Genomic DNA, 25,118 nt, shown 5'->3' on the forward strand with positions numbered 1-25,118 from the left:
CTATTTTCGTTCCGATCAGGGTTGCGGCGCGCGAAATGTCTTCGCAGTCACAGCCGTGTCGATATGTGTCACCATGGTCGAGCGCGGGGTCGCGTAAACTTCATGGCATCCTGTGATGCGGAAACCCAGCTTCTCCTGCACCCGCAAAGAAGCTGGATTATCCGCAAACACGCCCGAATATAGGACGTCGCCCGGCATTTTCTCGAAGAAGCGGCCGATCACCATTGCGACAGCTTCTGTCATATAGCCGCGGCCCCAATGGGAACGGTTCAGCCAATATCCCAGATGCCATTCATCTCGACGGTTCTCGATGGACACGACGCCAACCAATGTATCGTCGCCGCATGTGATGGCGAAATCCCAGTCCGGCGATGTGCCGACGGTGCGAAGAAGCAACCATTCCAGGGCATCCTGCCTGTGGTAAGGCGCGGGAACGCGGGTCAGCATCCGTGTCACCTCAAAGTCACTCAGCGCTTGCGCAATGCTCCCCGCATCCGAAAGACGCTGCGGGCGCAGCACCAGACGGCGGGTTTGCAATATCGGGCAAGTATTGGCCACGATCGAATGCTGGGAATGTGTCGAGTAAGCTGTGCTCATCGCATATCTCCCCAGCTTCTCAGCGAGACCCAGGTCTTGCGATCCAGTCTGTACCATTCAACCGGAACCATGCCGCCCAACGCCAGCGAACCGACCATGCCGGAACCCTGAAGCTGGAAACCGCACTTTTGTATGACCCGGCGCGAGGCAATGTTGGTGACGCGGCACCGTGCATCGATCTGTTCGATGTCACGGGTGCGGAATGCCATGTCAATCAAGGCATGGGCGGCTTCTGTCGTGTATCCATTGTTCCAGTAACGCTCGCCCAGCCAATAGCCCATTTCGAGCGTCTTGCCGTCTTCCTGCGGTTCCAGCCCGCAGCAGCCCATGAACTCGCCGTTCTCCATGCGGGTAATCGCATAGACGCACTTGCCAATCTCGCCCACTTTTGCACGTCGCACGAAATCCGCGGCATCTTTGGCCGTGTAAGGGTGCGGCATACGCGACACCATGGTCGCGATGTTGGCGTTGTTGGCAAGATGGGCAAGGGCGTCAATGTCTTCTTCGTGAGGCGCGCGCAAAACGAGCCTTTGCGATAATAAGACGGGGCAATCGCTCCTTGACCGGTCCGGTCTCGGCCGCTCTTCGGGTGACCGTGATTGGTCATCCCTTAACAATTCAGCTTGCATGGTTCAGTCCCTCCATGAGGTTAAGAAAAAAGGGGAGTTGGGTGGTGCCCCAACTCCCCTTTTTTATGACTGAACCTGTTACGTCTCAGCCGGGTCATTGGGACACCGGCTGCATATGACGCGACCGGCTTATTCTGCGGCTTCCGCCTTCGGTGCTACAGACACGTATACGCGGCCATTGCCCTTCGAGCGGAAGGACACGTTGCCGGCTGTGAGCGCGAAAATCGTGTGGTCTTTGCCGAGGCCAACATTGGCGCCGGGATGCCACTGCGTTCCGCGCTGGCGCAGAATAATGTTGCCTGGAATGACGGCTTCGCCGCCGAACTTCTTCACGCCAAGGCGCTTGGAATTCGAATCGCGACCGTTACGCGATGAACCGCCAGCTTTTTTATGTGCCATTGGATTTCTCCTTTAAAACCTGGTTTCCCGTGTCGCGCCGATTAGGCTGCAACGATGTCCGTGATACGGACGACGGTGTGATGCTGACGATGACCGCGCGTACGCTTGGAGTTCTGACGACGACGCTTCTTGAAGGCGATGACCTTCTTGCCGCGGTTGTGTTCAACAACTTCAGCCTTGACCGTTGCACCGGCAACGAAAGGCGCGCCGAACTGTGCGTCAGCGCCAACGCCGATCACGAGAACTTCGGTGAATTCTACAGTTGCGCCAGCTTCTGCTTCCAATTTTTCAATTGTGAGCACGTCGTTGGCCGCTACACGGTACTGCTTACCGCCGGTCTTGATGACTGCGAACATTTTTTACCCTTTCATGTTCGTTCCGGCTCTGCCCGCAAATGCGGTCTGGCCGTCTTTTTATCAGTCGAATAGCTTGGATTCTGAAGGCAGAATGCTTCTTGAAGCCAAGCCGGTGAAACCGCTTTTGACAAAGCGATATGAACGGAAGACGCAATACGCCCTCAATTTCACGTGCCGGATACGCCAGTAGACCGTTTCTGTCAAGGTTGTTTGGCTATGGAAAATAACCCTGATGACCAAGAATCTCAGGGGATTTCACCAGTTGTGGCAAACAGGCCTCGAAATTTCGTCGGCGAGGGTTTATATGGGCCTCTCAACAAGGAGCAGAAATGGCCCGCATAGACAAAACCGACGATTGGCGGGATCGCCACGCGCCGACACTTTCAGCGTTCGAATCGCTTGCCATCGAGGCATATGGCCATTTGCCGGAAGAGTTTCGCGCGCTGACCAAGGACCTGATCATCGAGATCGCGGATTTTCCGACCGATGAGGTGTTCGAGGACATGGCGCTGGAAACGCCCTTCGATCTGCTTGGCCTGTTCGAAGGACGCGGTATTTCGGAACGTTTCACCATGGAAACCGGTGAGATGGTCAACCGCATCATCCTCTATCGTCGCCCCATTCTCGACTACTGGGCCGAAAACGAGGAGACGCTGGGCGACATCATCACCCACGTCCTGATCCACGAAATCGGCCATCATTTCGGCCTGTCGGATGACGATATGGAGCGTATCGAAGAAAGCGCCGACGAGGCAGCGACGGATCGCTGATCCGCCGTTGCCAAGGTCAAGCCTTACTGCTCGCCCAGTTTCATGTCCGGATGGTACTCTTTGCCTTCGACGGTTTTGGTGACAGGCTGTCCGCAATGCATGACGCCGGTTGCAGCGTTGAACGCGTAGGTCGGTGATCCCGCCAACTCCCAGCCTTTGTTGAGCGCTTCGGTAACGCGATGACAAAACTTCGCGTCATCAGGGCCGGTGATAAAGCGATAGACTTTCATGTTTTTCCTGCCTTTCGTTCGGCGATGATCTGCGCCATGGCGACCAGCCTTTCAGCTGGGCCGACATGCAGTCGCTCGATCATCCGCCCGTTGGAATTGATGACGTTCAATCCCACAGATTCCGGTTTTGCAAAAGCTGCAATTATCTCCTGCGCCTCCGTCAACGCCTGCGCCTCCGGTGCAAAAGCCTGGTTTGCCGCGTCGATCTGCGCTGGATGGATCAGCATCTTGCCATCGAAACCCATGGCGCGGCCTTGCTCGCATTCCGCTGCAAACGCGTCGAGGTCACGAAAATCGTTCGACACGCTGTCGATGACGTCCAATCCATAGGCGCGGGCTGCAAGCACGACCTGCATCAACCATGGTACAAGATAGGTTCGCCCGGCCCCCGTGGGTACGCGGGTGTCTTTGCGCAGATCATTGAGACCGATCACGAAACCACCAAGCCGCGCACCTGTCGTGTGACACGCCTCGGCGATGGCGGCTGCATTCAGCACACCTTTGGGTGTTTCGATCATCGCCCAGATTTTCAGAGTGTCGGGGGCATCGGCCTCTGCCAGCAGGTCGGCCACGTCGTTAATATCTGAGGGTTGTTCGACCTTTGGCAGAAGGATGGCGTCGGCATGGCAGGCAAGCGCCGCTTTGAGGTCTGCCTGTCCGACAGTCGTCGTGACAGGGTTGATGCGGATGATCGCTTCAAGACCTGCCAAAGTCGTTTCTTTCAAGAAAGCCACAAGATTGCGTCTCGCTTCGTCCTTCATGTCAGGCGAAACCGAATCTTCGAGATCGAAGATCACGCCATCGCAATCCAGTGTCTGGAGTTTTGCAAGTGCGCGCGTGTTTATGGCGGGCACCGAAAGAAGCGAACGGCGGGGACGAGCAGTATTGTTGAAATAAAAATCGGCCATGCCGCACTTGTGTCAACCTTTTGTGACATTCGCAAGCTTACAGACGGCGGTAACCCTCTTGCAAGCAGCGGAAAGAAGGCCCACATTCGTCTGGACAGAAAGGTTTGAATCATGCAGGGCATTCGTACATTCTTTATCGCGGCTTCCAGCATCGCAATTCTGGCTCTTGCCGCACTTTTCACCGCGTCCTTGACGATTGCGCTTATCGGCACCTTGGCGGTGTTGAGCGCAGCGCGTCTCTTTTCCGCCCGTCTCAAACCCGCTCCGATTCCCGTGCAGCCGCGCCGCCACGAGCAGCAGAACATGCGCGTTTGGAATGACGGTCGCGGGACCATCATCGACCAGTAAGTCGCTGAACGCACGACGTCGGGTTTTGCTTCAGCCGAAGATTTGCGACTGCATGCTTGCGGTCGCCAAATCCTTCGGCTAAGGCGCGTTAATATCAGTTCGCACCTATGAGTTTCTACGCTCCTGTAACGGTAACCCACCGTTTGCATGGGGAGTTTTGTCGCAACCGGTCAAGCTGTGTTGCCAAGCGGCGACTTTCCCAGTATCGACATGCCAGTCCAACCCACCTAATCGAGGGAAGCGAATGCGTATCGATGCTATTTCTATCGGCAAGAACCCGCCGGATGATATCAATGTGATTGTTGAGGTCCCGGTTGGCGGCCACCCGATCAAGTACGAAATGGACAAAGAAGCGGGCGCGCTGGTCGTTGACCGTTTTCTTTACACCCCGATGACTTATCCGGGTAACTACGGTTTCGTACCACACACTCTCTCTGAGGATGGTGATCCTATCGATGTGTTGATCTGCAACACACGTCCGCTGGTGCCTGGCTGCGTTATCAATGTGCGCCCAATCGGCGTGATGATCATGGAAGACGATGGCGGCAAGGATGAGAAGATTCTCGCTGTCCCATCTCCCAAGCTGACGCAGCGTTACGACAAGGTTCAGAACTACACGGACCTGCCAGAAATCACGCTGAAGCAGATCGAGCACTTCTTCGAGCACTACAAGGATCTGGAGCCCGGCAAATGGGTGAAGATGGGCGGTTGGCAGAATGTCGACATTGCCAAGAAGCTGATTCTCGAAGCTATCGAGCGTTACAAGTCGCAAGGCTGATTGCAGCTTCTACATATATTTGGAACTGCAAATCCTCCGGGTCGCTAACGATCCGGAGGATTTTTTTATGTCGATAGGGAGAAAATCAAGCGACCAGCGGGTAGATCGTGTTCCACATCAGCGAGCGGATGAAGAAGATGATCAGCAGCAGGATGATCGGAGAGATGTCGATGCCGCCGAGGTTTGGCAGAACGCGACGAATGGGTCGCAACGCCGGCTCGGTGACATTGTAAAGGAAACTGCCGATCGCGCCCACGAACTGGTTCGAAGAATTGATGACATTGAAGGCATAAAGCCAGGAGAAGATGGCACTGATAATCAGCACCCAGGTATAAAGGTTTAACGCCAGATCGATTGTCTGAAACAGGGCAAGCATCAATGTCTCCATATCGTTGTTGGGTGACATTTAGTCATTCACACAGCAACCGGCAAGTGCCGTTGATTTGGAGGCTTTTTCAAGAGACGCGATGCGGTTTTCGGGATGTCATGAATAACGTCTTTTTGTTTTAACCCGGACGCTCGAACTGCGCTGACATGTTCAGCTTTGCGACACGATTTCTCTAGTTGCCACCGAAGCTTGCGTCAATTCGGGCATCTGTGCCGATTTGACGCTATTTTCCCGCCCTCGCACCATATGCCGGGGCTTACCTGTGGATGTTAAATTATCGTTAACAATCAAATCACTGGCTCATAAATCTCCACCAGCAGTACGACTATGATGACAGCGACCCTATGAGAGGGCTGATTCGATTTGTTGAAGGTGTTCCATGATGGATTCAAGTGACGGTGCAGCACCTTTCTCATGGCCCGCTGTTGGTGCCAGTTTCAACCAGCCCTATCGCGTTGAGCACGCGCTAAACTCTCCGATTTCAGATCGGCAAGCTCTGAGAGCGCAACTGACCGACTGGGGAACACCGGTTTACGACAACAGCCGCGCCTTGGCTGGTCCGCAACCCGTATCTGGTAAAAGCTTCGATGACATTCCGCTGACGATGGAAGTCGTCATCGGCCACGCACAGGTTCCGGTCTCTGCTTTGATGTCGCTGACGAAAGATCAGGTCGTTCTCTTGAACAAGCGCTTTGGTGATCCGGTCGAAATCAGGGTCAACGGTCAGACGATAGGCCGGGGCGAAATTGTCTCCGACAATGATGACAACATCATTGGTGTCAAACTGACGGAAGTGTTGCGTAGCTAGCTGGGCAAGCGCTCGGTGACTGGCCTTCAAACACCAGATCCAGAAAATGAGATAACCAACTTCTGAGCGGCGTATCGAACATCATCCGCCCCTCCAGATGCTGGCTGCCAACCTGCGCATTGGGCATGCCGAAGCGTTCCGCTCCGCGCACCACCCAGCTGTGCATCATGGCGCGGGTAAGTTCAGCGTGGAATTGCAATCCCCAGGCGTTATGGCCATAGCGGAAGGCTTGGTTGGGATAGGTCTCGCCGGAAGCAAGCAGGTCCGCCCCGTGGGGCAGATCAAAACCCTCCCGGTGGAAATGGTAGACCATTTGCGGCCAATGCTTCATCAACAAGCGACCTTTTTCGGTCGTCTTCAATGGATACCAGCCGATTTCCACTTTGCCTTCCCGATGAGCCTGAACCTTTCCGCCCAGATGCTTGGACAGCATTTGTGCACCGAGGCAGATACCGAGAAAAGGCTTGTTCTCTTTCAGGGGGACTTTCAGCCAGTCGATTTCTGATTTGATGAAGGGTTCGGGGTCATTGGCACTCATCGGGCCACCGAAGATTACGGCACCCCTGTGCGCACCAAGCGTTACGGGAAGTTCGTCACCCAGTGCGGGGCGGCGGATGTCCAGCCTGTACCCTTTTTCGATCAGCATCTGACCGACCCTGCCGGGGGTTGATCTTTCCTGGTGGAGAACGATCAAGATGCTGTCTTGTTTCCCCCGCTGACGGGATGGCTCAAACAGCATCTTGTTTGTTGTCGCTTTCTTCGGAAACATTCACATGCGTTGCTGCCTGTTGGCGCTGCAAAACGCGGTCCCGTACCGAAACGCCCAAAAGATCGGCGACGCGCCAGATGACGTGGTCTTCCATTTCGTTGCGTTCACCATCCGCATAAACGATGTCCCAGAGAACGCCGATCAGTTCGATACGCTGCTCTTCGTCGAGATGCCGCCTTATGTCAGTGGTGAAGCGATAATAATCCACCGCTTCCCGGCCAGCCTCACGGCCTGCTTCCATCAAAGCATCCAGTTTGCTGGAGCTGAGATCATAATGCTCCTGTAGCAACTCACGCAGACGTTGGCGCTCCACGTTCGAAACGGTGCCGTCAGCCTCCATGACCTGAAAGCACAGGGCCGCAATGGCAACGCGCAAATCATCTGGTGCGAAATCCTCTGACGATCCGCCTTGCGTGAGATTCTGGAAAAAAGACTGGATACGTTCGAACATGATTGTCCTTAAATCGATCAAAACAGCTTGAGGCGGGTCTTTTCATCCGGCTCGGCATTAGGCTTTTTCACACCAGGATCATCTGGCAATCCACCGAAGAAGGGAACGGCATCCGGGCGCTTTTGCTCGACAGGCTTAACGACGTCATTTTTCGGATAGATCGGTTTGTCAGCCACCGGTTTGGCCTCGGTCAGGATGACAGGATTGGCCACCTTCACTGGAACAGGAATCTCGATGATTTTCTCACGAATTTCCGGTTTAGCAACATCCGGCAGCGAAGACAGCGCATGGTCGATGCTATTGTCTTCCACGGGACCTTCGACCTGGCCGAAGGGGACTTTCCACTCGAAAGTGTCCAATCGGCCAGTGACCGGGGAAGTCGGTAGCCATTTGTCGGAGACGATGCCATCCGCAACCCATGCGTGGTCGCGCGGCGCGCGCAGCGCCTGCGCCATCCAATGGCGGATACGGCCCTGATCTCCCGTTTCCGCTTCCTCTATGTCTGCCATCAGCAGGAAGATGCTTTCGCGGGGCTGGATACGCGCGGCAGCTTCTGCTTTGGCGCGGGCGCGGGTAAAGTCCTGCGCATCGAGAGCTGCCTGTGCCACCGCAAACAGTGACTCGACATTGTTGGGTTTCAAGCTTTCGAGCCGCTCGGCACGTTTGAGGCGATCAACGGCGGTATCGCCACTACGGGCGCGGACGTAGAGTTGAGCGATCTGTGGATGGGGTGCAATCTTCCAGACCGGCTCCAAAACTGCGGCAGCCTTGCGAAGATTGTCTTCACGCAGGTAAGATTTTGCAGCAACCAGCGCGGCAGGGACAAGCCCCTTGGACAGTTTCAACGCCTGCTTGGCATCTTCACGCGCGGCCTTGGGATCGCTCTCGAACTTCTCTTCCGCTTTTGCGGTCAAGAGAACAGCTTTCAGCCGCTCCGCTTCGCCCCGCTCTATGACCTGCGCTGCCTTCTGCTGGTCTAGCAAGCGAATGGCGTCGTCCCATTCGCCGTTGCGGGATTTGCTTTCCAGCGTCGCTTGAGCTGCCCACGGAAGATAGGGTGCGTTCTTTGCCGCATCTTCGGCATATTCGAGAGCTGCTTCGTTGGCACCTTGGCGGCGTGCTTCCATATAAAGTCCGCGCAGGCCAAGCTCACGCGTTTCCGGGTCCTGCGCCATGGCTTCGAACTTGCGGCGGGCCGCATCATATTTGCCTTCGATAAGATCGGCCTGTGCCTCCAGCAAATGGATAAGAGGCTCCTGATCGGCACTTAAAAGCCCTTGCGTGCGCGCCGTCATTTTGCGTGCGAGAAGGGCGTTGCCCGCTCCTGCTGCAATCAGTCCGGTCGAGAGCGCTTGATAACCGCGATCCCGCTTGCGGGAACGGAAATAACGCCGCGCGGCATGGGGCGAGTTCCAGACAGTGTTGAAAAGCCACCAGACGATCATCACCACCGCGATCAAGGCCGCGACGATGGAGGCCGCGACCATCAGGCTCATCTCGATCAGCTGGCCCTGCCAGACGATGGAAAGCACGCCTGGACGATCTGCAAGCCAGGAAAAACCGAAGCCAATGAGAAGGACGATGACAACGAAACTGATGATTTTTGTCATCTCTTACCCCTTCTGTCCGGTGCTTGTGATGGCGCGTGTCAACGTACCGTTCACGAGGTCTTCAACCTGAACGCGGGCATCAAGCGATTTTTTGAAGTCAGCCGATGCCGCCTTTGCTGGTTCAGGCAGACCATCCCACTCAAGAGCTGCACCCTTCAAGTCGCCATTGCGAAGCTTGTCCTCGATCCGCGCAATTTTCCCGTCGGCACCTTCTCCCTCGACATTGCCCACCGGCCGGACTTTGACGAGAGATAGAGCGCTTTCCGTCAAACGATCAAAGACGCCCTGATTGGGATCGGATTGGTTGAGGGAGTCCAGCATCGCATTGGCGACGTCGGGGAAATTGCGGGTTAGTTCGGCGCGAGACGGAACGCCCGTATTTGCGAAGGGCCGCAGCGATTGTACTGCTGGCTCGTCCGGTGTGACCTTTGACAACGTATCGAGTTCCGCAAGGAATGGCCCGCCACGATCGATAGCCGCCTTCAGGCCGGCAGAAGCGATGGCGCGCGCGACTTCTATATCGTCGCGCGGTTCATTGATCTTGGTTTCGGCTTCGCTCAAACGGCGGGTAAGATCGGCGTTGGCGCTGTCCTGCGCGGCTTTTTCGGACTGAAGGGTAGAGACTGTGCTCTCAAGCGCCGTCAACTTGTTGGCGACATCGCCGCCGCCGGATGCAGTGGAGCTTTCTAGTGCGGCAATGCGGGTTTCAAGTGCCGACGTGTCTGCTGCTGTTTGTGGTGCATTGGCGATCTGTTCGCGCAGGCTGGCGACCTGTGTCTTAAGTGCGGTCAACTCGTCCGAAGAACCGCCATTGCCGGTGAATGGTGGCAGATAACCGGCATATTGCATGCTGCCAGCTGCGAGAAGCGCAATCAGGCCGCCTACAATACCTGCAGCCAAAAGGCCGGAATTTCCTGCCTTGTTGTGCGTGGCGCTCTTCGATGGTGTTGCTGCGGTGGAGAATGTTTTGGCATCAGCAGGTTTGGTCGGCCCGGTTTTTGGCAGCTCCGATTTTGGTTGGTCCGGCTTGGGTGTTTCAGCTTTGAAGGGCGGAACAGTTGACGCCTCGGCAGGCCCTTGGCCAGTGGCAGCTTCGGCCTTGACACCATCGGGCTTGTGGATATTTGATTCCGGCTCGATCGGAGTCTTTACCTGCTCTTCCCAGATAGGACGAGGGTTCTCCTTCGGAGCGTCGACTTGCGAGGTCTGTTCAGGCGGTGTGCTCTGTTCGGGTTTAGCCGTCGTCGCATCCTCAACAGAGGCCGTATCCTTTTCCTTGCCGACTTCTTTCACGTCCTTGGCGTCCAGATCAATGGTGACCGGCTCGGCGTTGGACTTGGAGTGGCGTGGCGGTTTTCCCGATACCATGACAACCTCATTTTGCCTGCATTTCCCTAAACCTAGTTAGTGATGACGGCAAAGGAAAGAGGCAAGAGGGAATTAGGTTCCCGCTAACAGGTCGAGGAGATCGAACATTTCGGCCTCGCGGGGAGCAGTGCTGGCAAATGCGTTGTGTTGAAACGCGGGCGGAATATCTGAAAGGACCTTTTTACTGATGCAGATAAACTTACAGTGATCCCATTGCTTGAAAACAGGCTGACTGGTGACGAGTTTGAAAAACAGCCGAGCCGCCTCACTGGAGTATAAAAGGACAACATCTACTTGCTTATCTGTAAGGCCTTCCCATTCCGTGCGGTTCCAGGAGAGGGGCTGCATCTCGTAGACTTCGGCGGTTTCGAACGGCACCATCAATTCCGAGAGCCGCTTTTCGAACCCAGCGTCTCTGGGTGTTCCTGCAAGATAGAGAAGATTGCCGCACGATCCGGTGTCGCTTTTCATCCGGTCAGCGATCAACTGGGCCAGTGCCGGACCATCGCTTTCTCCCGCAGTGACGTTGTGGAAACCCGATTTGCGGGCCGCCTCTGCCGAAGCGGTCCCCACGGCAAACATTGGTATATGCAGGATCTCTGGCGCAGCAAGACCACGTCCTGCCAGCACGCGAATGGCTTCCGCGCTTGTTACGGCAAGTGCTTGCAACGGCTTTGCCAAAGCTTGGATAGCGACGTCAGCACGGTGAACGGACTCTGTCAGAGGTATCAGAACCGGTTCATGACCACGTTCGCGCAAAAGTGCCGCCGTCTTTTCTCCCGACGCTCGTGGGCGGGTGACGACGACGCGCATGGTCAGCTCCAGCCTTCGAAGAAACCAGTGCCGGCGGCAGCGCGAACCTGTTCCCCGGCCTGCTTGCCGAGCTCCAATGCCTGCGCGCATTTGCCGGATATCTCGACACTGTGTTCCGTCCGCCCGTCAGGCGTCAGGATCAGGCCGGAAAAGTGCAGCTCATCGCCATCGCAGGTGGCGTAACCGGCAATCGGTGTGCGGCAGGAACCATCGAGCACCGACAGGAAACCACGCTCGCAAGACACGGCATCATAGGTGGGACAGTGATTGATGGCCGCGAGCAAATCGCCGACGCGTGTATCGCCGATGCGGCTTTCGATCCCGATGGCACCTTGTGCAGGGGCAGGGAGAAAGTCTGTCGTTTCCAGCAACTCCGTCGGCACGTCTGCCATGTCCAGCCGCTTGAGACCTGCGAAGGCGAGCAATGTCGCATCAGCCAAGCCGTCTTCCAGTTTCCGCAATCGCGTTGCCACGGCACCTCGAAACAGGATGACGTTGATGTCTGGCCGCACGCGGCGGATCAGAGCCTGCCGGCGCAATGATGCCGAACCGACTGTCGCGCCATGGGGAAGTTCCAGCAGCTTTGGAGCGGCACGACCGATAAAGGCATCGCGCACGTCTTCCCGGGGCAGGAATGCCGAGAGATAGAGGCCTTCAGGCAGTTTTGTCGCCATATCCTTGGAGGAGTGCACGGCAAAATCCAGATCGCCGGACAGAAGTTTGGTTTCCAGCTCCTCGGTAAACAGGCCTTTGCCACCGACCTCAGAGAGGGCGCGATCGGCGATGCGGTCACCCTTGGTGGTGATCGGCACGATCTCGAACATTTCAGGCGCAAGGCCATGGGCTTTCACGAGACGATCTCTCGTCTCATGGGCCTGCGCCAGCGCCAAGGGGCTTCCGCGTGTGCCGATTCGGAAAGGTTTTGTTTGCATCCGCTTCTATCCGTTGTTACCGGAGGTGTTCGTACCCAAGTTTCTGAAGCACCGCAATCAACGAACCGGCTGATGACCCCCTTTCTTCGTATCCTCGGCATTGAGACAAGTTGCGACGAAACCGCTGCATCCGTGGTGGTTCGGCATGCCGACGGCCGTGGAGAGATCATCTCCGACGTCGTTTTGTCGCAGCTGGAAGAACACAGCGCCTATGGTGGCGTGGTGCCGGAAATCGCCGCGCGCGCCCATGTGGAAGCGCTCGATACCCTCGTGGAAGAGGCGCTCACCGGTGCGGGTGTGACACTTGCCGATATCGATGCGATCGCTGCTACCTCCGGTCCGGGTTTGATCGGTGGTCTGATCGTCGGGCTGATGACCGGCAAGGCCATGGCCATGGCGAGCGGCAAACCACTTTACGCCATCAATCACTTGGAAGGTCATGCGCTGACAGCGCGGCTGACCGACGGTCTGTCATTTCCCTATCTGATGCTGCTGGTGTCCGGCGGGCACACACAGCTCATTCTCGTGCGCGGTGTCGGGCAATATGAGCGCTGGGGCACGACGATCGACGACGCCTTGGGGGAAGCTTTCGACAAGACCGCCAAGCTTTTGGGGTTGCCTTACCCCGGTGGACCGGCAGTGGAAAAAGCCGCAGCAAACGGCAATGCGGATCGTTTTGCTCTGCCCCGGCCCATGGTAGGCGAAGCGCGGCTTGATTTTTCCTTTTCCGGCTTGAAGACAGCGGTCCGCCAGGCAGCGACCGCGATCGCTCCGCTCTCCGAGCAGGATATCGCCGATATTTGCGCTTCCTTTCAAAAGGCCGTGTCACGCACTTTGAAGGATCGCATCGGCCGCGGCCTGCAACGGTTTCTGGAGGAGTTCCCTTCGGTTGAAGGGGAACCTTCACTCGTTGTGGCCGGCGGCGTTGCGGCCAATCAGGAAATCCGCCGAACGCTGCAGGATCTGTGCGACAAGCATCGGTTTCGGTTTATTGCACCACCGCTACAGCTGTGCACGGACAATGCGGCCATGATTGCCTGGGCCGGCCTGGAACGCATGGCGCTGGGCATGGAGCCTGACAGTTTCGATACGCAGCCACGCTCTCGCTGGCCATTGGACGCGCAAGCGCAGACCTTGATCGGCTTTGGCAAACGCGGAGCGAAGGCATGACTGAGCGTGAAAAAGTCGTCGTCATCGGTTCTGGCGCTTTCGGCACTGCCATTGCTGTGGTCGTCGCGTTGGAAAACCGCCATGACGTGACGCTGCTCGGACGTGATGCAGCCTTGATGGCCGACTTGCGCGTGGATGGGGTTCATGACGCTGCACTGCCCGGAATTTCCTTGCCGGATGCACTGAATTACTCTGCTGAAGCTGATGTGTTGCGGGATGCCGGCATTGTTCTCTTCGCCATGCCATCTCAGGCGCAGGCGGATGCTGCCCGGAACTACGGTCCTTACCTGGCTAAGGATGCTGTGGTCGTGACCTGTGCTAAGGGCATTGACCGCTCTTCGGGCCAACTGCTGACGGATGTGCTGGAGCGTGAATTGCCCCATCATCCTGTCGCCGTATTGTCCGGTCCGGGGTTTGCTGCCGATATTGCTAAGGGACTACCGACCGCCATGGCGGTTGCTACTCTCGACGCCAGCGTGGCCGAGCGGCTGGCGCAGACGATTTCCGGGCGGACTTTCAGGCTTTATGCTTCGACGGACAGGATTGGTGTCCAACTCGGTGGCGCGTTGAAGAATGTGCTGGCGATCGCAGGCGGCATTGTTGAGGGCGCAGGCCTTGGTGATTCGGCGCGCGCGGCACTGATCTCGCGTGGGTTGGCCGAAATGTCGCGTCTCGTAGTCGCGATGGGTGGCCAGGCCGATACGGTTCGTGGCCTTTCTGGTCTAGGTGATCTGGTTTTGACGGCCACCAGCCACCAGTCACGAAACCTGCGTTTCGGCATTTTGCTAGGGCAGGGCGGCGAACCTGCTGCGTTTCACGGTGGGCTGGTGGAAGGCGCTTATGCGGCCTCCGTCGCCTCACGCCTTGCCGATGGTCTCGGCATCGACATGCCGGTGACGGATGCCGTTGCGGCCATTATTGATGGCAAGCTCGATATCAGAACCGCCATTCAACAATTGATGACACGGCCCATCACCACTGAATAGGGCTCAAGAGGAGACGAAAATGCTGTTTGCCTTCATCTGCAAAGACAAGCCTGACCATTTGCATGTGCGTATGGAAACGCGCCCGGTTCATTTGGAGCATCTGAACAAGCTCAATGCCGAGGGAACGCTAAAGATGGCGGGCCCGTTTCTGGATGCCGAAGGCAAGCCGAATGGTAGTCTGGTGATTGTCGAGGCCGCCGACATCGACGCTGCCAAGGCGCTGGCAGATGCCGATCCCTATGCCAAGGCCGGTCTGTTCGAAAGCGTCGATGTGAAGCCTTATAATTGGGTCTTCAACAATCCTGGAGCTTGAATAGCATGGCGAATTACTGGCTTTTCAAGTCCGAGCCATCCACGTGGTCGTGGGAACAGCAAAAGGTCAAGGGTGACGCTGGCGAAGAGTGGGGCGGCGTTCGCAATTATCAGGCACGCAACAATATGCGGGCGATGAAGATTGGCGACAAGGGCTTCTTCTACCACTCCAATGAGGGGCTGGAAGTGGTCGGCATTGTCGAGGTGTGTGAACTGTCACGCCCCGATTCTACGGCGGAAGGCGATGCGCGCTGGGACTGCGTGCACATCAAGGCCGTGTGCGATGTGCCTTCACCCGTTACGCTGAAAGACGTGAAAGCCAACCCAAAGCTTGCCGACATGTCTCTCGTTACCTCCATGCGGCTTTCCGTGCAGCCGGTGTTGTTGGAGGAATATCTCGAAGTTTGCCGTATGGGCAAGCTCGACAATCCGCCGCACTCCCCGGACTGAGTGGATTGAAAACCGATCCGGAGCAGTTCATTCTCGCCAATACCGGCATCATGCGGCCGCCGCATGTGCCGGAAATTGCGCTGCATCTGGCATCGGAAGCGCATGACCTCTGGCTCAAGACGGAGGATGAATTGCAGGCCATCGGTCTGCCGCCGCCGTTCTGGGCCTTTGCCTGGGCTGGCGGGCAGGGTCTTGCGCGTTATGTTCTCGACAATCCCCACATCGTCAGCGGCAAGCGCGTGCTGGATTTCGCCAGCGGCTCCGGCCTTGTTGCCATTGCTGCGGCAAAGGCTGGTGCGGTACATGTGACAGCCGCGGATATCGACCCTTGGGCCAAAACGGCTGTGAGGCTGAATGCGGATGAAAATGCAGTGGATGTCGCGTTCACGGGTGACAATCTCATCAACACGCCTGTCGACGCCGATGTGCTGCTGGCGGGGGACGTGTTTTACGACCAGGCTTTTGCCGAGGCGCTCATTCCCTGGTTTGCCGTGCTGGCGCGGCAAGGCGTCACCGTTCTTGTGGGTGATCCGGGTCGTTCCTATCTGCCGAAGGACAAGCTCGAAGCCTGCGCGACTTACCAAGTGCCGGTCACACGTGCGCTTGAGGACAGCGAGATTAAGAAGACCACTGTCTGGCGGTTCATCTGAACCTCATCAGGGGCGGATGACGCAGACGCCTTTTTCATAAGCGCATGCCGAGCCGATGCTTTGGGCATCGACGTGAATAATACGCGCTTTTGGTGCAACCGGCATCGCTGCGCGCCTATCCCCCCCGGCGCGGCTCAGGCCGTTGTCTATCGCAAAGTAATTGCCGTTGCCTCGTACCCTTAAGGCAGAAATTGCGCCGCTATACGTACCGATCCGTGGTATAACGGACGGCAGACCATTGGAGCCAACGGTTGCTTGATGGTGACCAAAATTGCGGCGGCTTCCGAAATCCTCTGCTGCAACCGCTGTCACGGTGATTGAAAAGATGGTCGCAACAGCGGCGAACCGGCAGGTGATTCGATATAAAAACATGACTGAAAACCTCCGGAATTTATAGTTACCAAAAGGTTAAATAGCACATAGACGACTTACGTAAAAGTCAATTATTTTGGCATTTCCTATTTGGAAATGCTGGACTTTTTATCGAGGCAGACAGTTTTTTCATCTGAATCGACAGAACCAATCGATTAAATTCAATTCGGCCATGAAATGTGCTTGTCGTTGTGCCGTGGTGCTATTAAAGGTCGCGGTTGGTGCAATGCACATTCTCTCATCATGTGCTGTTGCTTTGGGGCGCGCTCGAACAGTCGAAGCGCACTGGAAAAACGCCGCGAGGTTCTGATGGCGAATGTGACAAATAACCGGCCTCTGTCGCCACATCTTCAAGTTTACAAGCTGATTCCGACCATGCTTGCGTCGATCGTGCACCGCATTACCGGTGCCGCGCTCTATTTCGGTACGCTTCTCGTCGTATGGTGGCTGGTCGCAGCTGCGTCCGGCGGTGCCTATTACGAATGGGTGCAGTGGGCGATGGGGTCGATCATCGGCAAGCTGATCCTGATCGGCTACACCTGGGCGCTAATGTACCACATGCTGAGTGGCCTTCGCCACTTCATGTGGGATCTCGGCCATGGCTTCGACAAGCACTTCACCACCAAGCTGGTGAAGGTCTCGCTGGTCGTGTCAATCTGTCTGACCGCGCTGATTTGGGTCATCGCCTACATCGTGCGCTAAGGAGATCGTTTCATGGATATGCGTACACCCCTGAACAAGGTTCGCGGTCTCGGCTCAGCCAAGGATGGCACCGAGCATTTCTGGCGTCAGCGCGTTACCGCCGTCGCCAATGTTCCGTTGCTGCTGTTCTTCGTCGTTTTCCTGGTCATGTATGGCGGCGCTCCGCATGCGGAAGTCGTCGCCGCTCTTGCCAACCCGTTGGTTGCGGTGGTCATGGCGCTTGTCGTCATCTCCGGCGTCATTCACATGAAGCTCGGCATGCAGGTCATCATCGAAGACTATATTCACGCTGAATATCTGAAGCTTGCTCTCGTGATGCTCAACACGTTCTTCGCGATCATCGTTGCTGGCCTCTGTCTGTTCGCCATTCTGAAAATTGCATTCGCAGGATAATCCGTCATGGCATCGATCAGTTCACCTTCCACCAATGGCAAGGCATATACCTATGTCGATCACTCCTATGACGTGATTGTCGTGGGTGCCGGCGGTGCCGGTCTTCGCGCGACGCTCGGCATGGCCGAGCAGGGTTTCAAGACCGCCTGCATCACCAAGGTTTTCCCGACGCGTTCGCACACGGTTGCGGCGCAGGGCGGCATTGCCGCCTCGCTCAACAACATGACGCCGGATAGCTGGCAGTGGCACCTTTACGACACCGTCAAGGGGTCTGACTGGCTGGGCGACGTGGATGCCATGCAGTATCTCGCCATGGAAGCGCCAAAGGCGGTTTATGAGCTGGAACATTACGGCGTGCCTTTTTCGCGTAACGCCGAAGGCAAAATCTACCAGCGCCCGTTTGGCGGCCACATGCAGAATTACGGTGAAGGCCCGCCAGTACAGCGCACCTGTGCTGCTGCCGACCGTACCGGCCACGCCATTCTGCACACGCTTTATGGCCAATCGCTACGCAACAACGCCGAATTCTTCATCGAATATTTCGCGCTCGACCTCATCATGTCCGATGATGGCAGCCGCTGCACGGGCGTCGTTGCCTGGAATCTTGATGACGGTACGATCCACCGCTTTACCGCCAAGATGGTGGTTCTGGCGACGGGTGGTTATGGCCGCGCTTATTTCTCCGCAACATCCGCGCACACCTGCACGGGCGATGGCGGCGGCATGGTTGCTCGCGCCGGTCTTCCGCTTCAGGACATGGAATTCGTTCAGTTCCACCCGACCGGCATTTACGGCGCAGGCTGCCTGATTACCGAAGGCGCACGCGGGGAGGGCGGTTACCTCGTCAACTCCGAGGGCGAGCGCTTTATGGAGCGTTACGCGCCATCCGCCAAGGATCTCGCCTCGCGTGACGTCGTGTCGCGTTGCATGACCATGGAAATCCGCGAAGGTCGTGGCGTTGGCAAGAACAAGGACCACATCTTCCTGCATCTGGATCACCTCGATCCGGCCATCCTGCATGAGCGTCTGCCGGGCATTTCCGAAAGCGCCAAGATTTTCGCAGGCGTGGACGTGACGCGCGAGCCGATCCCGGTTCTGCCGACGGTTCACTATAATATGGGCGGTATTCCGACCAACTATTGGGGTGAAGTGCTGAACGCCGACAGCGAAAATCCGGAACGCATATTGCCCGGCCTGATGGCTGTGGGCGAAGCCGGTTGTGCGTCTGTTCACGGTGCAAACCGTCTCGGCTCCAACTCGCTGATTGACCTTGTCGTCTTTGGCCGTGCCGCTGCCATTCGCGCAGCCGAAGTTATCGATCGCAACAGCGCTATTCCTGCGCTGAATGTCGCGGCCTGTGACAAGATCATGGATCGCTTTGACCGTCTGCGTAACGCCAATGGCAGCACGCCAACGGCTGTATTGCGTGACAAGATGCAGCGCGCCATGCAGGACGATGCCGCCGTGTTCCGCACGCAGGAATCGCTGGAAAGCGGTTGCAAGCGTATTTCCGCCATCTGGAAAGAATTGCCGGACATCAAGGTCACAGACCGCTCAATGGTCTGGAATTCCGATCTGGTGGAAACGCTGGAACTCGAAAACCTCATGGCCAACGCCATCACCACGGTCTACGGCGCGGAAGCCCGCAAGGAAAGCCGTGGCAGCCATGCGCGCGAAGATTTCGTCGACGGTCCGTTCGGCGGTCGCGACGACATCAACTGGCGCAAGCACACGCTTGCCTGGGTCAACGCGCAGGGTGACGTGAAGCTTGACTATCGCCCGGTTCACACCGACCTGATTGCCGAAGGCATCGATCTTCAAAAGATCGCGCCAAAGGCTCGCGTCTATTGATTTGAGAGGAACTGGACATGGTTGAACTTACACTTCCCAAGAACTCTCAGATGACCGAGGGCAAGGTCTGGCCGAAGCCTGCCGGTGCCAAGAATGTGCGCGAATATCGCGTCTATCGCTGGAACCCGGATGACGGCCAGAACCCGCATATCGATACCTACTACATCGATATCGACGACTGCGGCCCGATGGTTCTGGATGCGCTTCTGTATATCAAGAACAATATCGACCCGACGCTGACGCTGCGCCGTTCCTGTCGTGAGGGCATCTGCGGTTCCTGCGCGATGAACATCGATGGCACGAACACGCTGGCCTGCACCAAGGGCATGGATGAAATCAAGGGAACGGTAAAGGTCTATCCGCTGCCGCATATGCCCGTGGTGAAGGACCTTATTCCCGATCTGTCGAATTTCTATGCCCAGCACCGCTCCATCGAGCCTTGGCTGAAGACCGTTTCGCCGACGCCTGCAAAGGAATGGAAGCAGAGCCATGATGACCGCCAGAAGCTGGATGGTCTCTACGAGTGCATTCTATGCGCCTGCTGCTCCACGTCCTGTCCCAGCTACTGGTGGAATGGCGACCGTTATCTCGGTCCGGCCGTTCTGCTGCAGGCTTACCGCTGGCTGATCGACAGCCGCGATGAGGCTACCGGCGAGCGTCTCGACAACCTCGAAGACCCGTTCCGCCTTTACCGTTGCCACACCATTATGAACTGTGCGCAGGCTTGCCCCAAGGGTCTCAACCCTGCCAAGGCGATTGCCGAGATCAAGAAGATGATGGTCGAGCGCCGGGTTTAAATGCGGCTTTAATCGATGATAGTGAACAGGCCGCGACCCCCGTCGTGGCCTGTTTGATGATAATGGGGCTGGAAATTTCTATAAAAATCGACTGAAATTGCAATTATCGCGGTAGCAGCTTGCGTTAGCTAATGCTTTGGTAATAATTCAGCCGTTTTGTGTAGACATTGTCTTGCCGAAGCAGAAAATCGGGAGCTTGAGATGCAGTTTAGATATGTGGTGACGGGTCTAGCGGTCGTTATGAGCCTCGCCGGTTGCCAACGTACCTCCTTCGATTACAACAACAATAGCGCTCCAAGTGGTAATCCCGGTTACACGCCTCCGCTTCAGGCGCAGCCAGTGCCATCTGTCCAGTCCGGCGCATTGCCACCTCCTGGCGGTTCCACTCAGTTCCCGACAGCGCCTGCGAACGCTGCGCCTGGTGGCACCAATGTCGCATCTGCGCCTCCGGCTGCTGCCATGGATGTTACCAAGGAAGCCATGGTCGGTAACTGGCGTGTCGCCAATGGCGGTGCGTCCTGCGACATGTTCCTGACGCTGACGAACCTGGGTAGCGGTTCACGCGGTGGTACGCGAGGATGTGCGGGCGAACTGTCTTCGATGGGTTCCTGGGAAGTTTCCAGCAAAATGGTTCTGTTCAAGAACCGCGCTGGCGATACGATCGGTCGCGTCTATAAAACAGGTGCCACCCGTTACGACGGCACGACCAACAGCGGTCAGCCGCTCAGCCTCAGCCGATAATTTCTATCACGCGGGTAACGGCTCCGTTGCCCGCGGATGAGGCGTATTTATGAAGCCATTGCCGGACTATAATCACAGCGTCGTTGAACAGCTCAACGTCTTGACGGAGTCCGGTGAACTGACGACCGATCCTGCCCAGCTTGGTGTGGCAGCGCAACTTGATCGCATTCTCACCGACCTCAAAATCCGCAAACCGGCCAAAAAGAAAAGTGCGCTGGGTTGGATGTTCGCCAAGAAGGCAGGCTCCACGCCGTCGGTCAAAGGGCTCTACGTTCACGGGAGCGTCGGTCGTGGCAAAACCATGCTGATGGACATGTTCTATCAGGTCGCGCCGGTCGAGAAGAAGCGCCGCTGCCATTTCCATGAGTTCATGGCCGATGTCCATAATCGCGTTCATGCCCATCGCCAAAAGCTGAAAAACGGCGAGACCAAACAGGCTGACCCCATTCCACCCGTTGCGGCGCAAATACTGGCGGAGGCAGAGCTTCTCTGTTTCGACGAGTTCACTGTCACCGATATTGCCGATGCGATGATCCTGGCGCGGCTGTTCACCGAACTTTTTGCCCATGGCTGCACGTTGGTCACAACGTCCAATGTGGTGCCGGATAATCTCTATAAGGACGGGCTCAATCGCAGTCTTTTCCTTCCTTTCGTCGATATGCTGAAGGCACATGTTCAGGTCGTATCACTGGACAGCCCGACCGATTACCGCATGGAGAAGATCAAAAGCCTTCCGGTTTACGTGACCCCGTTGGATGATGCGGCGGAGCGCGCGATGGATATGGCTTGGAAGGAACTCACGGCGGGCACTGCAATCGTGCCAACGGAGATCGCGATGAAAGGCCGCTCAATTCCGGTCGCGAAAGCGGCGGGCCGCGTCGCACGGTTCTCGTTTGCAGAGCTGTGTGAGAAGCCCTTGGGCGCGTCGGATTTCCTCGCGATAGCCGATCGGTTCGACACGATTTTTATCGACCACATCCCGCTGCTCGATGCCGATAAGCGCAACGAGACGAAACGTTTCATCATCCTTATCGATGCACTCTACGATCATACGGTCAGGGTATTCGCCTCTGCTGCAGCCATGCCGGAAGAGCTTCTTGTCACGCGCAAGGGGACGGAAGGTTTTGAATTTGATCGCACCGCGTCGCGCCTGTTCGAGATGCGAAGCGCGGATTATCTAGCTTTGCACAATCAAAGACGCGCTGCCTAATGACAGTTTGATAACAGAAATTATTACGTTTACGTAAGAATTTTATGATCTAAACGATTGAAAATCCTCAGCTCCAAAGAATCGGTTGCCATTTCGGACCAATAAAGCTAAGTCGAGTGCGACAATTTAGGCCGCTACACGCTCGCGGCGAATTGAATTGAAGCTCAAGAGGAAGCATTCGATGGCTCGCAAAAAGATTGCACTTATTGGTTCTGGCATGATCGGTGGCACATTGGCCCATCTCGCCAGCCTGAAGGAATTGGGCGACATCGTCCTCTTCGATATTGCCGACGGTATCCCGCAGGGCAAGGGTCTGGATATTGCCCAGTCCGGTCCGGTCGAAGGCTTCAATGCAAAACTCACAGGCGCTAGCGACTATGCAGCCATCGAAGGCGCGGACGTCTGCATCGTGACCGCCGGCGTTGCCCGCAAGCCTGGCATGAGCCGCGACGACCTTCTCGGTATCAACCTCAAGGTCATGGAGCAGGTCGGTGCCGGCATCAAGAAATATGCCCCGAACGCATTCGTGATCTGCATCACCAACCCGCTCGACGCGATGGTCTGGGCGCTCCAGAAGTTCTCTGGCCTGCCGAAGAACAAAGTCGTCGGCATGGCCGGCGTTCTCGACAGCGCGCGTTTTCGTCTGTTCCTGTCGGAAGAATTCAACGTCTCCGTCCAGGACGTAACCGCGTTCGTTCTCGGCGGCCATGGCGATACCATGGTGCCATTGGCGCGCTACTCCACCGTTGGCGGCATTCCTTTGACGGACCTCGTCAAGATGGGCTGGCTCACCGCCGAGCGTCTGGAAGAGATCGTTCAGCGTACACGTGATGGCGGTGCCGAAATCGTTGGTCTGCTGAAGACTGGCTCTGCTTATTACGCGCCTGCTGCTTCCGCCATCGAGATGGCCGAATCCTACCTCAAGGACAAGAAGCGCGTTCTGCCAGCTGCGGCCTATCTCTCAGGCCAGTACGGCGTCAACGACATGTATGTCGGCGTTCCAACGATCATCGGTGCTGGCGGTATCGAGCGCATCATCGAAATCGAACTCAACAAGGACGAGGAAGCTGCCTTCCAGAAGTCCGTCGGCGCGGTTGCTGGTCTTTGCGAAGCCTGCATCAATATTGCTCCGTCGCTGAAGTAATTGCCGCTTAGGCTACAAACAGGGATTAATCCATGAATATTCATGAGTATCAGGCCAAAGCTCTTCTGAAGGGCTATGGTGCGCCGGTGGCCGAAGGGGTTGCTATCCTCAAGGTCGAAGAAGCAGAAGCTGCCGCAAAGCAGCTTCCAGGCCCGCTTTACGTGGTCAAGAGCCAGATTCATGCTGGTGGCCGTGGTAAGGGCAAGTTCAAGGAGCTCGGCCCTGACGCAAAGGGTGGCGTTCGTCTGGCCAAGTCCATCGAGGAAGTCGTTTCTCACGCCAAGGACATGCTCGGCAATACGCTGGTAACGGCGCAGACGGGCGATGCTGGCAAGCAGGTCAACCGTCTCTACATCGAAGACGGCGCAGACATCGACCGCGAACTCTATTGCTCGTTGCTCGTTGACCGTTCCGTTGGTCAGGTCGCATTCGTGGTTTCCACGGAAGGCGGCATGGACATCGAGGCTGTTGCTCACGACACGCCAGAGAAAATCCACACGATTGCGATCGAACCTGAAGCCGGTGTAACGGCTGAAAACATTGCTGCGATCTCCAAGGCTCTCGAGCTTTCAAGCGCTGCTGCCGAAGACGCCAAGGCGCTCTTCCCTGCGCTTTACAAAGCCTTTGTCGAAAAGGACATGGCTCTGCTCGAAGTCAACCCGCTGATCGTCATGACAGACGGCCACCTGCGCGTTCTCGACGCCAAGATGTCTTTCGATGGCAACGCAATTTTCCGTCACGACGACGTAAAGCTGCTGCGCGACGAAACCGAAGAAGACGCCAAGGAAATCGAAGCCTCCAAGTGGGATCTCGCTTATGTGGCTCTCGATGGCAACATCGGCTGCATGGTCAATGGTGCCGGTCTTGCCATGGCAACGATGGACATCATCAAGCTGTACGGCAAAGAGCCTGCAAACTTCTGTGACGTCGGCGGTGGCGCTGGCAAAGAGAAGGTTGCGGCTGCGTTCAAGATCATCACGGCTGACCCGAAGGTCGAGGGCATCCTCGTCAACATCTTCGGCGGCATCATGAAGTGCGACGTCATTGCCGAGGGCGTTATCGCCGCGGTGAAGGAAGTCGGCTTGAAGGTTCCACTCGTCGTGCGCCTCGAAGGCACCAATGTCGAGTTGGGCAAGAAGCTCCTGAACGAATCAGGTCTTGCGATTACCGCTGCTGACGACCTGGACGATGCGGCCAAGAAGATCGTCGCGGCGATCAACGGCTAATTGAGGGACTGGAAATAATGTCTATTCTTGTAAACAAAGACACCAAGATCCTCGTTCAGGGTCTGACCGGCAAGACCGGTACATTCCACACCGAACAGGCGCTTGCTTATTACGGCACGCAGATGGTCGGCGGTATTCACCCCAAGAAGGGTGGCGAAACATGGACCGGTTCCAAGGGCGAAAGCCTGCCGATCTATGCCACTGTTGCAGAAGCCAAGGAAAAGACCGGCGCTGACGCATCGGTCATCTACGTTCCGCCAGCAGGCGCTGCAGATGCCATCATCGAAGCAATCGAAGCGGAAATTCCGTTCATCACCTGCATCACCGAAGGCATCCCTGTCATGGACATGGTTCGCGTCAAGGCTCGCCTCGACCGCTCCAACTCGCGTCTGCTCGGGCCCAACTGCCCAGGCATCATGACACCGGAAGAGTGCAAGATCGGCATCATGCCGGGCTCGATCTTCCGCAAGGGTTCGGTTGGTATTGTCTCGCGCTCCGGCACGCTTACATATGAAGCTGTATTCCAGACATCCAACGAAGGCCTTGGCCAGACCACGGCTGTCGGTATCGGTGGCGACCCGGTCAAGGGCACCGAATTCATCGACATCCTGGAAATGTTCCTCGCCGACGAAGCGACACAATCGATCATCATGATCGGTGAAATCGGTGGCTCTGCTGAAGAAGATGCGGCGCAGTTCCTGATCGACGAAGCCAAGAAGGGCCGTAAGAAGCCAATGGCTGGCTTCATCGCTGGTCGTACTGCTCCAAAGGGCCGCACTATGGGTCACGCCGGTGCTGTCGTTTCTGGCGGTAAGGGCGATGCGGAATCCAAGATTTCGGCCATGGAAGCGGCTGGTATCAAGGTGTCGCCTTCCCCAGCACGCCTTGGCAAGACACTGGTCGAAGTCCTCAAGGGCTGAGACTTGTATGATGAAGGGCAGCGGGCAGGCATTGGAAGCA

At 56.6% G+C, this 25,118-nt stretch carries 32 protein-coding genes; 18 read left to right on the plus strand and 14 right to left on the minus strand.

Annotated features, from left to right (window positions below; genetic code table 11):
• Nucleotides 1-15 precede the first annotated feature (15 nt).
• From CPJ18_RS20900 to rplU, 4 genes are all read right to left on the minus strand, one after another.
• A complete protein-coding gene (locus CPJ18_RS20900) occupies nt 16-597 on the minus strand; it encodes a GNAT family N-acetyltransferase (protein ID WP_103659865.1) in 582 nt (193 codons plus the stop codon).
• The gene (locus CPJ18_RS20905) at nt 594-1,226 is read right to left on the minus strand and encodes a GNAT family N-acetyltransferase (RefSeq protein ID WP_103659866.1); all 633 of its coding nucleotides are present in this window, start codon (nt 1,224-1,226) and stop codon (nt 594-596) included. The genes CPJ18_RS20900 and CPJ18_RS20905 overlap by 4 nt, the downstream gene beginning before the upstream one ends.
• 129 nt (nt 1,227-1,355) lie before the next feature.
• On the minus strand, nt 1,356-1,625 hold the full coding sequence (gene rpmA, locus CPJ18_RS20910) for a 50S ribosomal protein L27 (RefSeq protein WP_045230877.1): 270 nt from the start codon (nt 1,623-1,625) through the stop codon (nt 1,356-1,358).
• A 41-nt stretch (nt 1,626-1,666) separates the two neighbouring features.
• Complete coding sequence (rplU, locus tag CPJ18_RS20915) at nt 1,667-1,981, minus strand: 50S ribosomal protein L21 (RefSeq protein ID WP_042620033.1); 315 nt, start codon at nt 1,979-1,981, stop codon at nt 1,667-1,669.
• A 329-nt stretch (nt 1,982-2,310) separates the two neighbouring features.
• Here rplU and CPJ18_RS20920 point away from each other — a divergent pair, with 329 nt between their 5' ends.
• Complete coding sequence (locus CPJ18_RS20920) at nt 2,311-2,751, plus strand: metallopeptidase family protein (protein ID WP_045230875.1); 441 nt, start codon at nt 2,311-2,313, stop codon at nt 2,749-2,751.
• A 23-nt stretch (nt 2,752-2,774) separates the two neighbouring features.
• On the opposite strand, the gene CPJ18_RS20925 is transcribed toward CPJ18_RS20920, so the two are convergent.
• Together CPJ18_RS20925 and CPJ18_RS20930 are read right to left on the minus strand one after the other, a co-directional pair.
• Nucleotides 2,775-2,981 carry a DUF1737 domain-containing protein gene (locus CPJ18_RS20925; protein WP_045230874.1) on the minus strand — a complete coding sequence of 69 codons (207 nt, stop codon included), beginning with the start codon at nt 2,979-2,981 and terminating at the stop codon, nt 2,775-2,777.
• Nucleotides 2,978-3,889 (minus strand): HpcH/HpaI aldolase/citrate lyase family protein, encoded by a 912-nt coding sequence (locus CPJ18_RS20930; RefSeq protein ID WP_103659867.1) that lies wholly within the window; start codon nt 3,887-3,889, stop codon nt 2,978-2,980. Before CPJ18_RS20930 ends, CPJ18_RS20925 begins: the two co-directional genes overlap by 4 nt.
• Nucleotides 3,890-4,000: 111 nt before the next feature.
• On the opposite strand from CPJ18_RS20930, the gene CPJ18_RS20935 reads away from it, so the two are divergent.
• The gene (locus tag CPJ18_RS20935; protein WP_077103014.1) at nt 4,001-4,237 is read left to right on the plus strand and encodes a hypothetical protein; all 237 of its coding nucleotides are present in this window, start codon (nt 4,001-4,003) and stop codon (nt 4,235-4,237) included.
• A 244-nt stretch (nt 4,238-4,481) separates the two neighbouring features.
• A complete protein-coding gene (gene ppa, locus CPJ18_RS20940) occupies nt 4,482-5,015 on the plus strand; it encodes an inorganic diphosphatase (protein WP_077103012.1) in 534 nt (177 codons plus the stop codon).
• Nucleotides 5,016-5,100: 85 nt separating this feature from the next.
• On the opposite strand, the gene CPJ18_RS20945 is transcribed toward ppa, so the two are convergent.
• On the minus strand, nt 5,101-5,391 hold the full coding sequence (locus tag CPJ18_RS20945) for a YggT family protein (protein WP_083716349.1): 291 nt from the start codon (nt 5,389-5,391) through the stop codon (nt 5,101-5,103).
• A 391-nt stretch (nt 5,392-5,782) separates the two neighbouring features.
• Between CPJ18_RS20945 and CPJ18_RS20950 the strand changes: the two genes are divergently transcribed.
• Nucleotides 5,783-6,211 (plus strand): FliM/FliN family flagellar motor switch protein, encoded by a 429-nt coding sequence (locus CPJ18_RS20950; protein ID WP_103659868.1) that lies wholly within the window; start codon nt 5,783-5,785, stop codon nt 6,209-6,211.
• On the opposite strand, the gene CPJ18_RS20955 is transcribed toward CPJ18_RS20950, so the two are convergent.
• The 6 genes from CPJ18_RS20955 to hemC all read right to left on the minus strand — a co-directional run bounded on the left by CPJ18_RS20955 (nt 6,183) and on the right by hemC (nt 12,154).
• On the minus strand, nt 6,183-6,950 hold the full coding sequence (locus CPJ18_RS20955) for a glutamine amidotransferase (RefSeq protein WP_103659869.1): 768 nt from the start codon (nt 6,948-6,950) through the stop codon (nt 6,183-6,185). The two genes, CPJ18_RS20950 and CPJ18_RS20955, sit on opposite strands and share 29 nt — an antisense overlap.
• Complete coding sequence (locus CPJ18_RS20960; RefSeq protein ID WP_103587253.1) at nt 6,940-7,431, minus strand: tellurite resistance TerB family protein; 492 nt, start codon at nt 7,429-7,431, stop codon at nt 6,940-6,942. Before CPJ18_RS20960 ends, CPJ18_RS20955 begins: the two co-directional genes overlap by 11 nt.
• Before the next feature lie 17 nt (nt 7,432-7,448).
• Nucleotides 7,449-9,041: a heme biosynthesis protein HemY gene (locus CPJ18_RS20965; RefSeq protein ID WP_103659870.1), complete on the minus strand. Its 1,593-nt coding sequence runs from the start codon at nt 9,039-9,041 to the stop codon at nt 7,449-7,451.
• 3 nt (nt 9,042-9,044) lie between these two features.
• Nucleotides 9,045-10,409: a COG4223 family protein gene (locus CPJ18_RS20970; RefSeq protein WP_103659871.1), complete on the minus strand. Its 1,365-nt coding sequence runs from the start codon at nt 10,407-10,409 to the stop codon at nt 9,045-9,047.
• 72 nt (nt 10,410-10,481) lie between these two features.
• Entirely contained in the window at nt 10,482-11,312 is an 831-nt protein-coding gene (locus tag CPJ18_RS20975) for a uroporphyrinogen-III synthase (RefSeq protein WP_421611198.1), read from the minus strand.
• Nucleotides 11,225-12,154 carry a hydroxymethylbilane synthase gene (hemC, locus tag CPJ18_RS20980; protein ID WP_103659873.1) on the minus strand — a complete coding sequence of 310 codons (930 nt, stop codon included), beginning with the start codon at nt 12,152-12,154 and terminating at the stop codon, nt 11,225-11,227. The genes CPJ18_RS20975 and hemC overlap by 88 nt, the downstream gene beginning before the upstream one ends.
• 72 nt (nt 12,155-12,226) lie before the next feature.
• Between hemC and tsaD the strand changes: the two genes are divergently transcribed.
• From tsaD to CPJ18_RS21005, 5 genes are read left to right on the plus strand one after another with little or no spacing between them, the layout of a single operon-like run.
• Nucleotides 12,227-13,324, plus strand: coding sequence for a tRNA (adenosine(37)-N6)-threonylcarbamoyltransferase complex transferase subunit TsaD (gene tsaD / locus CPJ18_RS20985; protein ID WP_103659874.1), 1,098 nt, complete (start codon nt 12,227-12,229; stop codon nt 13,322-13,324).
• Nucleotides 13,321-14,310 carry an NAD(P)H-dependent glycerol-3-phosphate dehydrogenase gene (locus CPJ18_RS20990; RefSeq protein ID WP_103659875.1) on the plus strand — a complete coding sequence of 330 codons (990 nt, stop codon included), beginning with the start codon at nt 13,321-13,323 and terminating at the stop codon, nt 14,308-14,310. The genes tsaD and CPJ18_RS20990 overlap by 4 nt, the downstream gene beginning before the upstream one ends.
• 19 nt (nt 14,311-14,329) lie before the next feature.
• Nucleotides 14,330-14,623 (plus strand): YciI-like protein, encoded by a 294-nt coding sequence (locus CPJ18_RS20995; RefSeq protein WP_062452925.1) that lies wholly within the window; start codon nt 14,330-14,332, stop codon nt 14,621-14,623.
• A 5-nt stretch (nt 14,624-14,628) separates the two neighbouring features.
• Nucleotides 14,629-15,072, plus strand: coding sequence for an EVE domain-containing protein (locus CPJ18_RS21000; protein ID WP_103659876.1), 444 nt, complete (start codon nt 14,629-14,631; stop codon nt 15,070-15,072).
• Between the two features lie 5 nt (nt 15,073-15,077).
• A complete protein-coding gene (locus CPJ18_RS21005; protein ID WP_103659877.1) occupies nt 15,078-15,722 on the plus strand; it encodes a class I SAM-dependent methyltransferase in 645 nt (214 codons plus the stop codon).
• 6 nt (nt 15,723-15,728) lie between these two features.
• Here the strand turns inward: CPJ18_RS21005 and CPJ18_RS21010 are convergent, their stop codons facing one another.
• Entirely contained in the window at nt 15,729-16,094 is a 366-nt protein-coding gene (locus CPJ18_RS21010; RefSeq protein WP_103659878.1) for a hypothetical protein, read from the minus strand.
• 309 nt (nt 16,095-16,403) lie between these two features.
• Between CPJ18_RS21010 and sdhC the strand changes: the two genes are divergently transcribed.
• From sdhC to sucD, 9 genes are all read left to right on the plus strand, one after another.
• Nucleotides 16,404-16,796, plus strand: a complete 393-nt coding sequence (sdhC, locus tag CPJ18_RS21015) for a succinate dehydrogenase, cytochrome b556 subunit (RefSeq protein ID WP_077102984.1) — start codon at nt 16,404-16,406, stop codon at nt 16,794-16,796.
• 12 nt (nt 16,797-16,808) lie between these two features.
• Nucleotides 16,809-17,189, plus strand: coding sequence for a succinate dehydrogenase, hydrophobic membrane anchor protein (gene sdhD, locus CPJ18_RS21020; RefSeq protein WP_077102982.1), 381 nt, complete (start codon nt 16,809-16,811; stop codon nt 17,187-17,189).
• Between the two features lie 6 nt (nt 17,190-17,195).
• Entirely contained in the window at nt 17,196-19,040 is a 1,845-nt protein-coding gene (gene sdhA, locus CPJ18_RS21025) for a succinate dehydrogenase flavoprotein subunit (RefSeq protein WP_103659879.1), read from the plus strand.
• 17 nt (nt 19,041-19,057) lie between these two features.
• Nucleotides 19,058-19,837, plus strand: coding sequence for a succinate dehydrogenase iron-sulfur subunit (locus CPJ18_RS21030; RefSeq protein WP_077121272.1), 780 nt, complete (start codon nt 19,058-19,060; stop codon nt 19,835-19,837).
• Nucleotides 19,838-20,038: 201 nt separating this feature from the next.
• Nucleotides 20,039-20,578 (plus strand): protease inhibitor Inh/omp19 family protein, encoded by a 540-nt coding sequence (locus CPJ18_RS21035; RefSeq protein ID WP_077121271.1) that lies wholly within the window; start codon nt 20,039-20,041, stop codon nt 20,576-20,578.
• A 49-nt stretch (nt 20,579-20,627) separates the two neighbouring features.
• Nucleotides 20,628-21,788 (plus strand): cell division protein ZapE, encoded by a 1,161-nt coding sequence (zapE, locus tag CPJ18_RS21040; RefSeq protein WP_103659880.1) that lies wholly within the window; start codon nt 20,628-20,630, stop codon nt 21,786-21,788.
• Nucleotides 21,789-21,969: 181 nt separating this feature from the next.
• Nucleotides 21,970-22,932 (plus strand): malate dehydrogenase, encoded by a 963-nt coding sequence (gene mdh / locus CPJ18_RS21045; RefSeq protein WP_077121267.1) that lies wholly within the window; start codon nt 21,970-21,972, stop codon nt 22,930-22,932.
• A 32-nt stretch (nt 22,933-22,964) separates the two neighbouring features.
• Complete coding sequence (sucC, locus tag CPJ18_RS21050) at nt 22,965-24,158, plus strand: ADP-forming succinate--CoA ligase subunit beta (RefSeq protein ID WP_077102970.1); 1,194 nt, start codon at nt 22,965-22,967, stop codon at nt 24,156-24,158.
• 17 nt (nt 24,159-24,175) lie between these two features.
• Nucleotides 24,176-25,078 carry a succinate--CoA ligase subunit alpha gene (sucD, locus tag CPJ18_RS21055; protein ID WP_077121265.1) on the plus strand — a complete coding sequence of 301 codons (903 nt, stop codon included), beginning with the start codon at nt 24,176-24,178 and terminating at the stop codon, nt 25,076-25,078.
• Nucleotides 25,079-25,118: the final 40 nt, after the last annotated feature.

Origin of the sequence: Agrobacterium rosae (assembly GCF_002915175.1) — a bacterium.
Classification (GTDB): domain Bacteria; phylum Pseudomonadota; class Alphaproteobacteria; order Rhizobiales; family Rhizobiaceae; genus Agrobacterium; species Agrobacterium rosae.

Excerpts from the sequence above, each read along its gene's own strand:
- CPJ18_RS20900 (WP_103659865.1), bottom strand. The coding sequence starts at position 597 with ATGAGCACAGCTTACTCGACACATTCCCAGCATTCGATCGTGGCCAAT.
- CPJ18_RS20905 (WP_103659866.1), bottom strand. The coding sequence starts at position 1,226 with ATGCAAGCTGAATTGTTAAGGGATGACCAATCACGGTCACCCGAAGAG.
- rpmA (WP_045230877.1), bottom strand. The coding sequence starts at position 1,625 with ATGGCACATAAAAAAGCTGGCGGTTCATCGCGTAACGGTCGCGATTCG.
- rplU (WP_042620033.1), bottom strand. The coding sequence starts at position 1,981 with ATGTTCGCAGTCATCAAGACCGGCGGTAAGCAGTACCGTGTAGCGGCC.
- CPJ18_RS20920 (WP_045230875.1), top strand. The coding sequence starts at position 2,311 with ATGGCCCGCATAGACAAAACCGACGATTGGCGGGATCGCCACGCGCCG.
- CPJ18_RS20925 (WP_045230874.1), bottom strand. The coding sequence starts at position 2,981 with ATGAAAGTCTATCGCTTTATCACCGGCCCTGATGACGCGAAGTTTTGT.
- CPJ18_RS20930 (WP_103659867.1), bottom strand. The coding sequence starts at position 3,889 with ATGGCCGATTTTTATTTCAACAATACTGCTCGTCCCCGCCGTTCGCTT.
- CPJ18_RS20935 (WP_077103014.1), top strand. The coding sequence starts at position 4,001 with ATGCAGGGCATTCGTACATTCTTTATCGCGGCTTCCAGCATCGCAATT.
- ppa (WP_077103012.1), top strand. The coding sequence starts at position 4,482 with ATGCGTATCGATGCTATTTCTATCGGCAAGAACCCGCCGGATGATATC.
- CPJ18_RS20945 (WP_083716349.1), bottom strand. The coding sequence starts at position 5,391 with ATGCTTGCCCTGTTTCAGACAATCGATCTGGCGTTAAACCTTTATACC.
- CPJ18_RS20950 (WP_103659868.1), top strand. The coding sequence starts at position 5,783 with ATGATGGATTCAAGTGACGGTGCAGCACCTTTCTCATGGCCCGCTGTT.
- CPJ18_RS20955 (WP_103659869.1), bottom strand. The coding sequence starts at position 6,950 with ATGCTGTTTGAGCCATCCCGTCAGCGGGGGAAACAAGACAGCATCTTG.
- CPJ18_RS20960 (WP_103587253.1), bottom strand. The coding sequence starts at position 7,431 with ATGTTCGAACGTATCCAGTCTTTTTTCCAGAATCTCACGCAAGGCGGA.
- CPJ18_RS20965 (WP_103659870.1), bottom strand. The coding sequence starts at position 9,041 with ATGACAAAAATCATCAGTTTCGTTGTCATCGTCCTTCTCATTGGCTTC.
- CPJ18_RS20970 (WP_103659871.1), bottom strand. The coding sequence starts at position 10,409 with ATGGTATCGGGAAAACCGCCACGCCACTCCAAGTCCAACGCCGAGCCG.
- CPJ18_RS20975 (WP_421611198.1), bottom strand. The coding sequence starts at position 11,312 with ATGCGCGCAGGCATTGGAGCTCGGCAAGCAGGCCGGGGAACAGGTTCG.
- hemC (WP_103659873.1), bottom strand. The coding sequence starts at position 12,154 with ATGCAAACAAAACCTTTCCGAATCGGCACACGCGGAAGCCCCTTGGCG.
- tsaD (WP_103659874.1), top strand. The coding sequence starts at position 12,227 with ATGACCCCCTTTCTTCGTATCCTCGGCATTGAGACAAGTTGCGACGAA.
- CPJ18_RS20990 (WP_103659875.1), top strand. The coding sequence starts at position 13,321 with ATGACTGAGCGTGAAAAAGTCGTCGTCATCGGTTCTGGCGCTTTCGGC.
- CPJ18_RS20995 (WP_062452925.1), top strand. The coding sequence starts at position 14,330 with ATGCTGTTTGCCTTCATCTGCAAAGACAAGCCTGACCATTTGCATGTG.
- CPJ18_RS21000 (WP_103659876.1), top strand. The coding sequence starts at position 14,629 with ATGGCGAATTACTGGCTTTTCAAGTCCGAGCCATCCACGTGGTCGTGG.
- CPJ18_RS21010 (WP_103659878.1), bottom strand. The coding sequence starts at position 16,094 with ATGTTTTTATATCGAATCACCTGCCGGTTCGCCGCTGTTGCGACCATC.
- sdhC (WP_077102984.1), top strand. The coding sequence starts at position 16,404 with ATGGCGAATGTGACAAATAACCGGCCTCTGTCGCCACATCTTCAAGTT.
- sdhD (WP_077102982.1), top strand. The coding sequence starts at position 16,809 with ATGGATATGCGTACACCCCTGAACAAGGTTCGCGGTCTCGGCTCAGCC.
- sdhA (WP_103659879.1), top strand. The coding sequence starts at position 17,196 with ATGGCATCGATCAGTTCACCTTCCACCAATGGCAAGGCATATACCTAT.
- CPJ18_RS21030 (WP_077121272.1), top strand. The coding sequence starts at position 19,058 with ATGGTTGAACTTACACTTCCCAAGAACTCTCAGATGACCGAGGGCAAG.
- CPJ18_RS21035 (WP_077121271.1), top strand. The coding sequence starts at position 20,039 with ATGCAGTTTAGATATGTGGTGACGGGTCTAGCGGTCGTTATGAGCCTC.
- zapE (WP_103659880.1), top strand. The coding sequence starts at position 20,628 with ATGAAGCCATTGCCGGACTATAATCACAGCGTCGTTGAACAGCTCAAC.
- mdh (WP_077121267.1), top strand. The coding sequence starts at position 21,970 with ATGGCTCGCAAAAAGATTGCACTTATTGGTTCTGGCATGATCGGTGGC.
- sucC (WP_077102970.1), top strand. The coding sequence starts at position 22,965 with ATGAATATTCATGAGTATCAGGCCAAAGCTCTTCTGAAGGGCTATGGT.
- sucD (WP_077121265.1), top strand. The coding sequence starts at position 24,176 with ATGTCTATTCTTGTAAACAAAGACACCAAGATCCTCGTTCAGGGTCTG.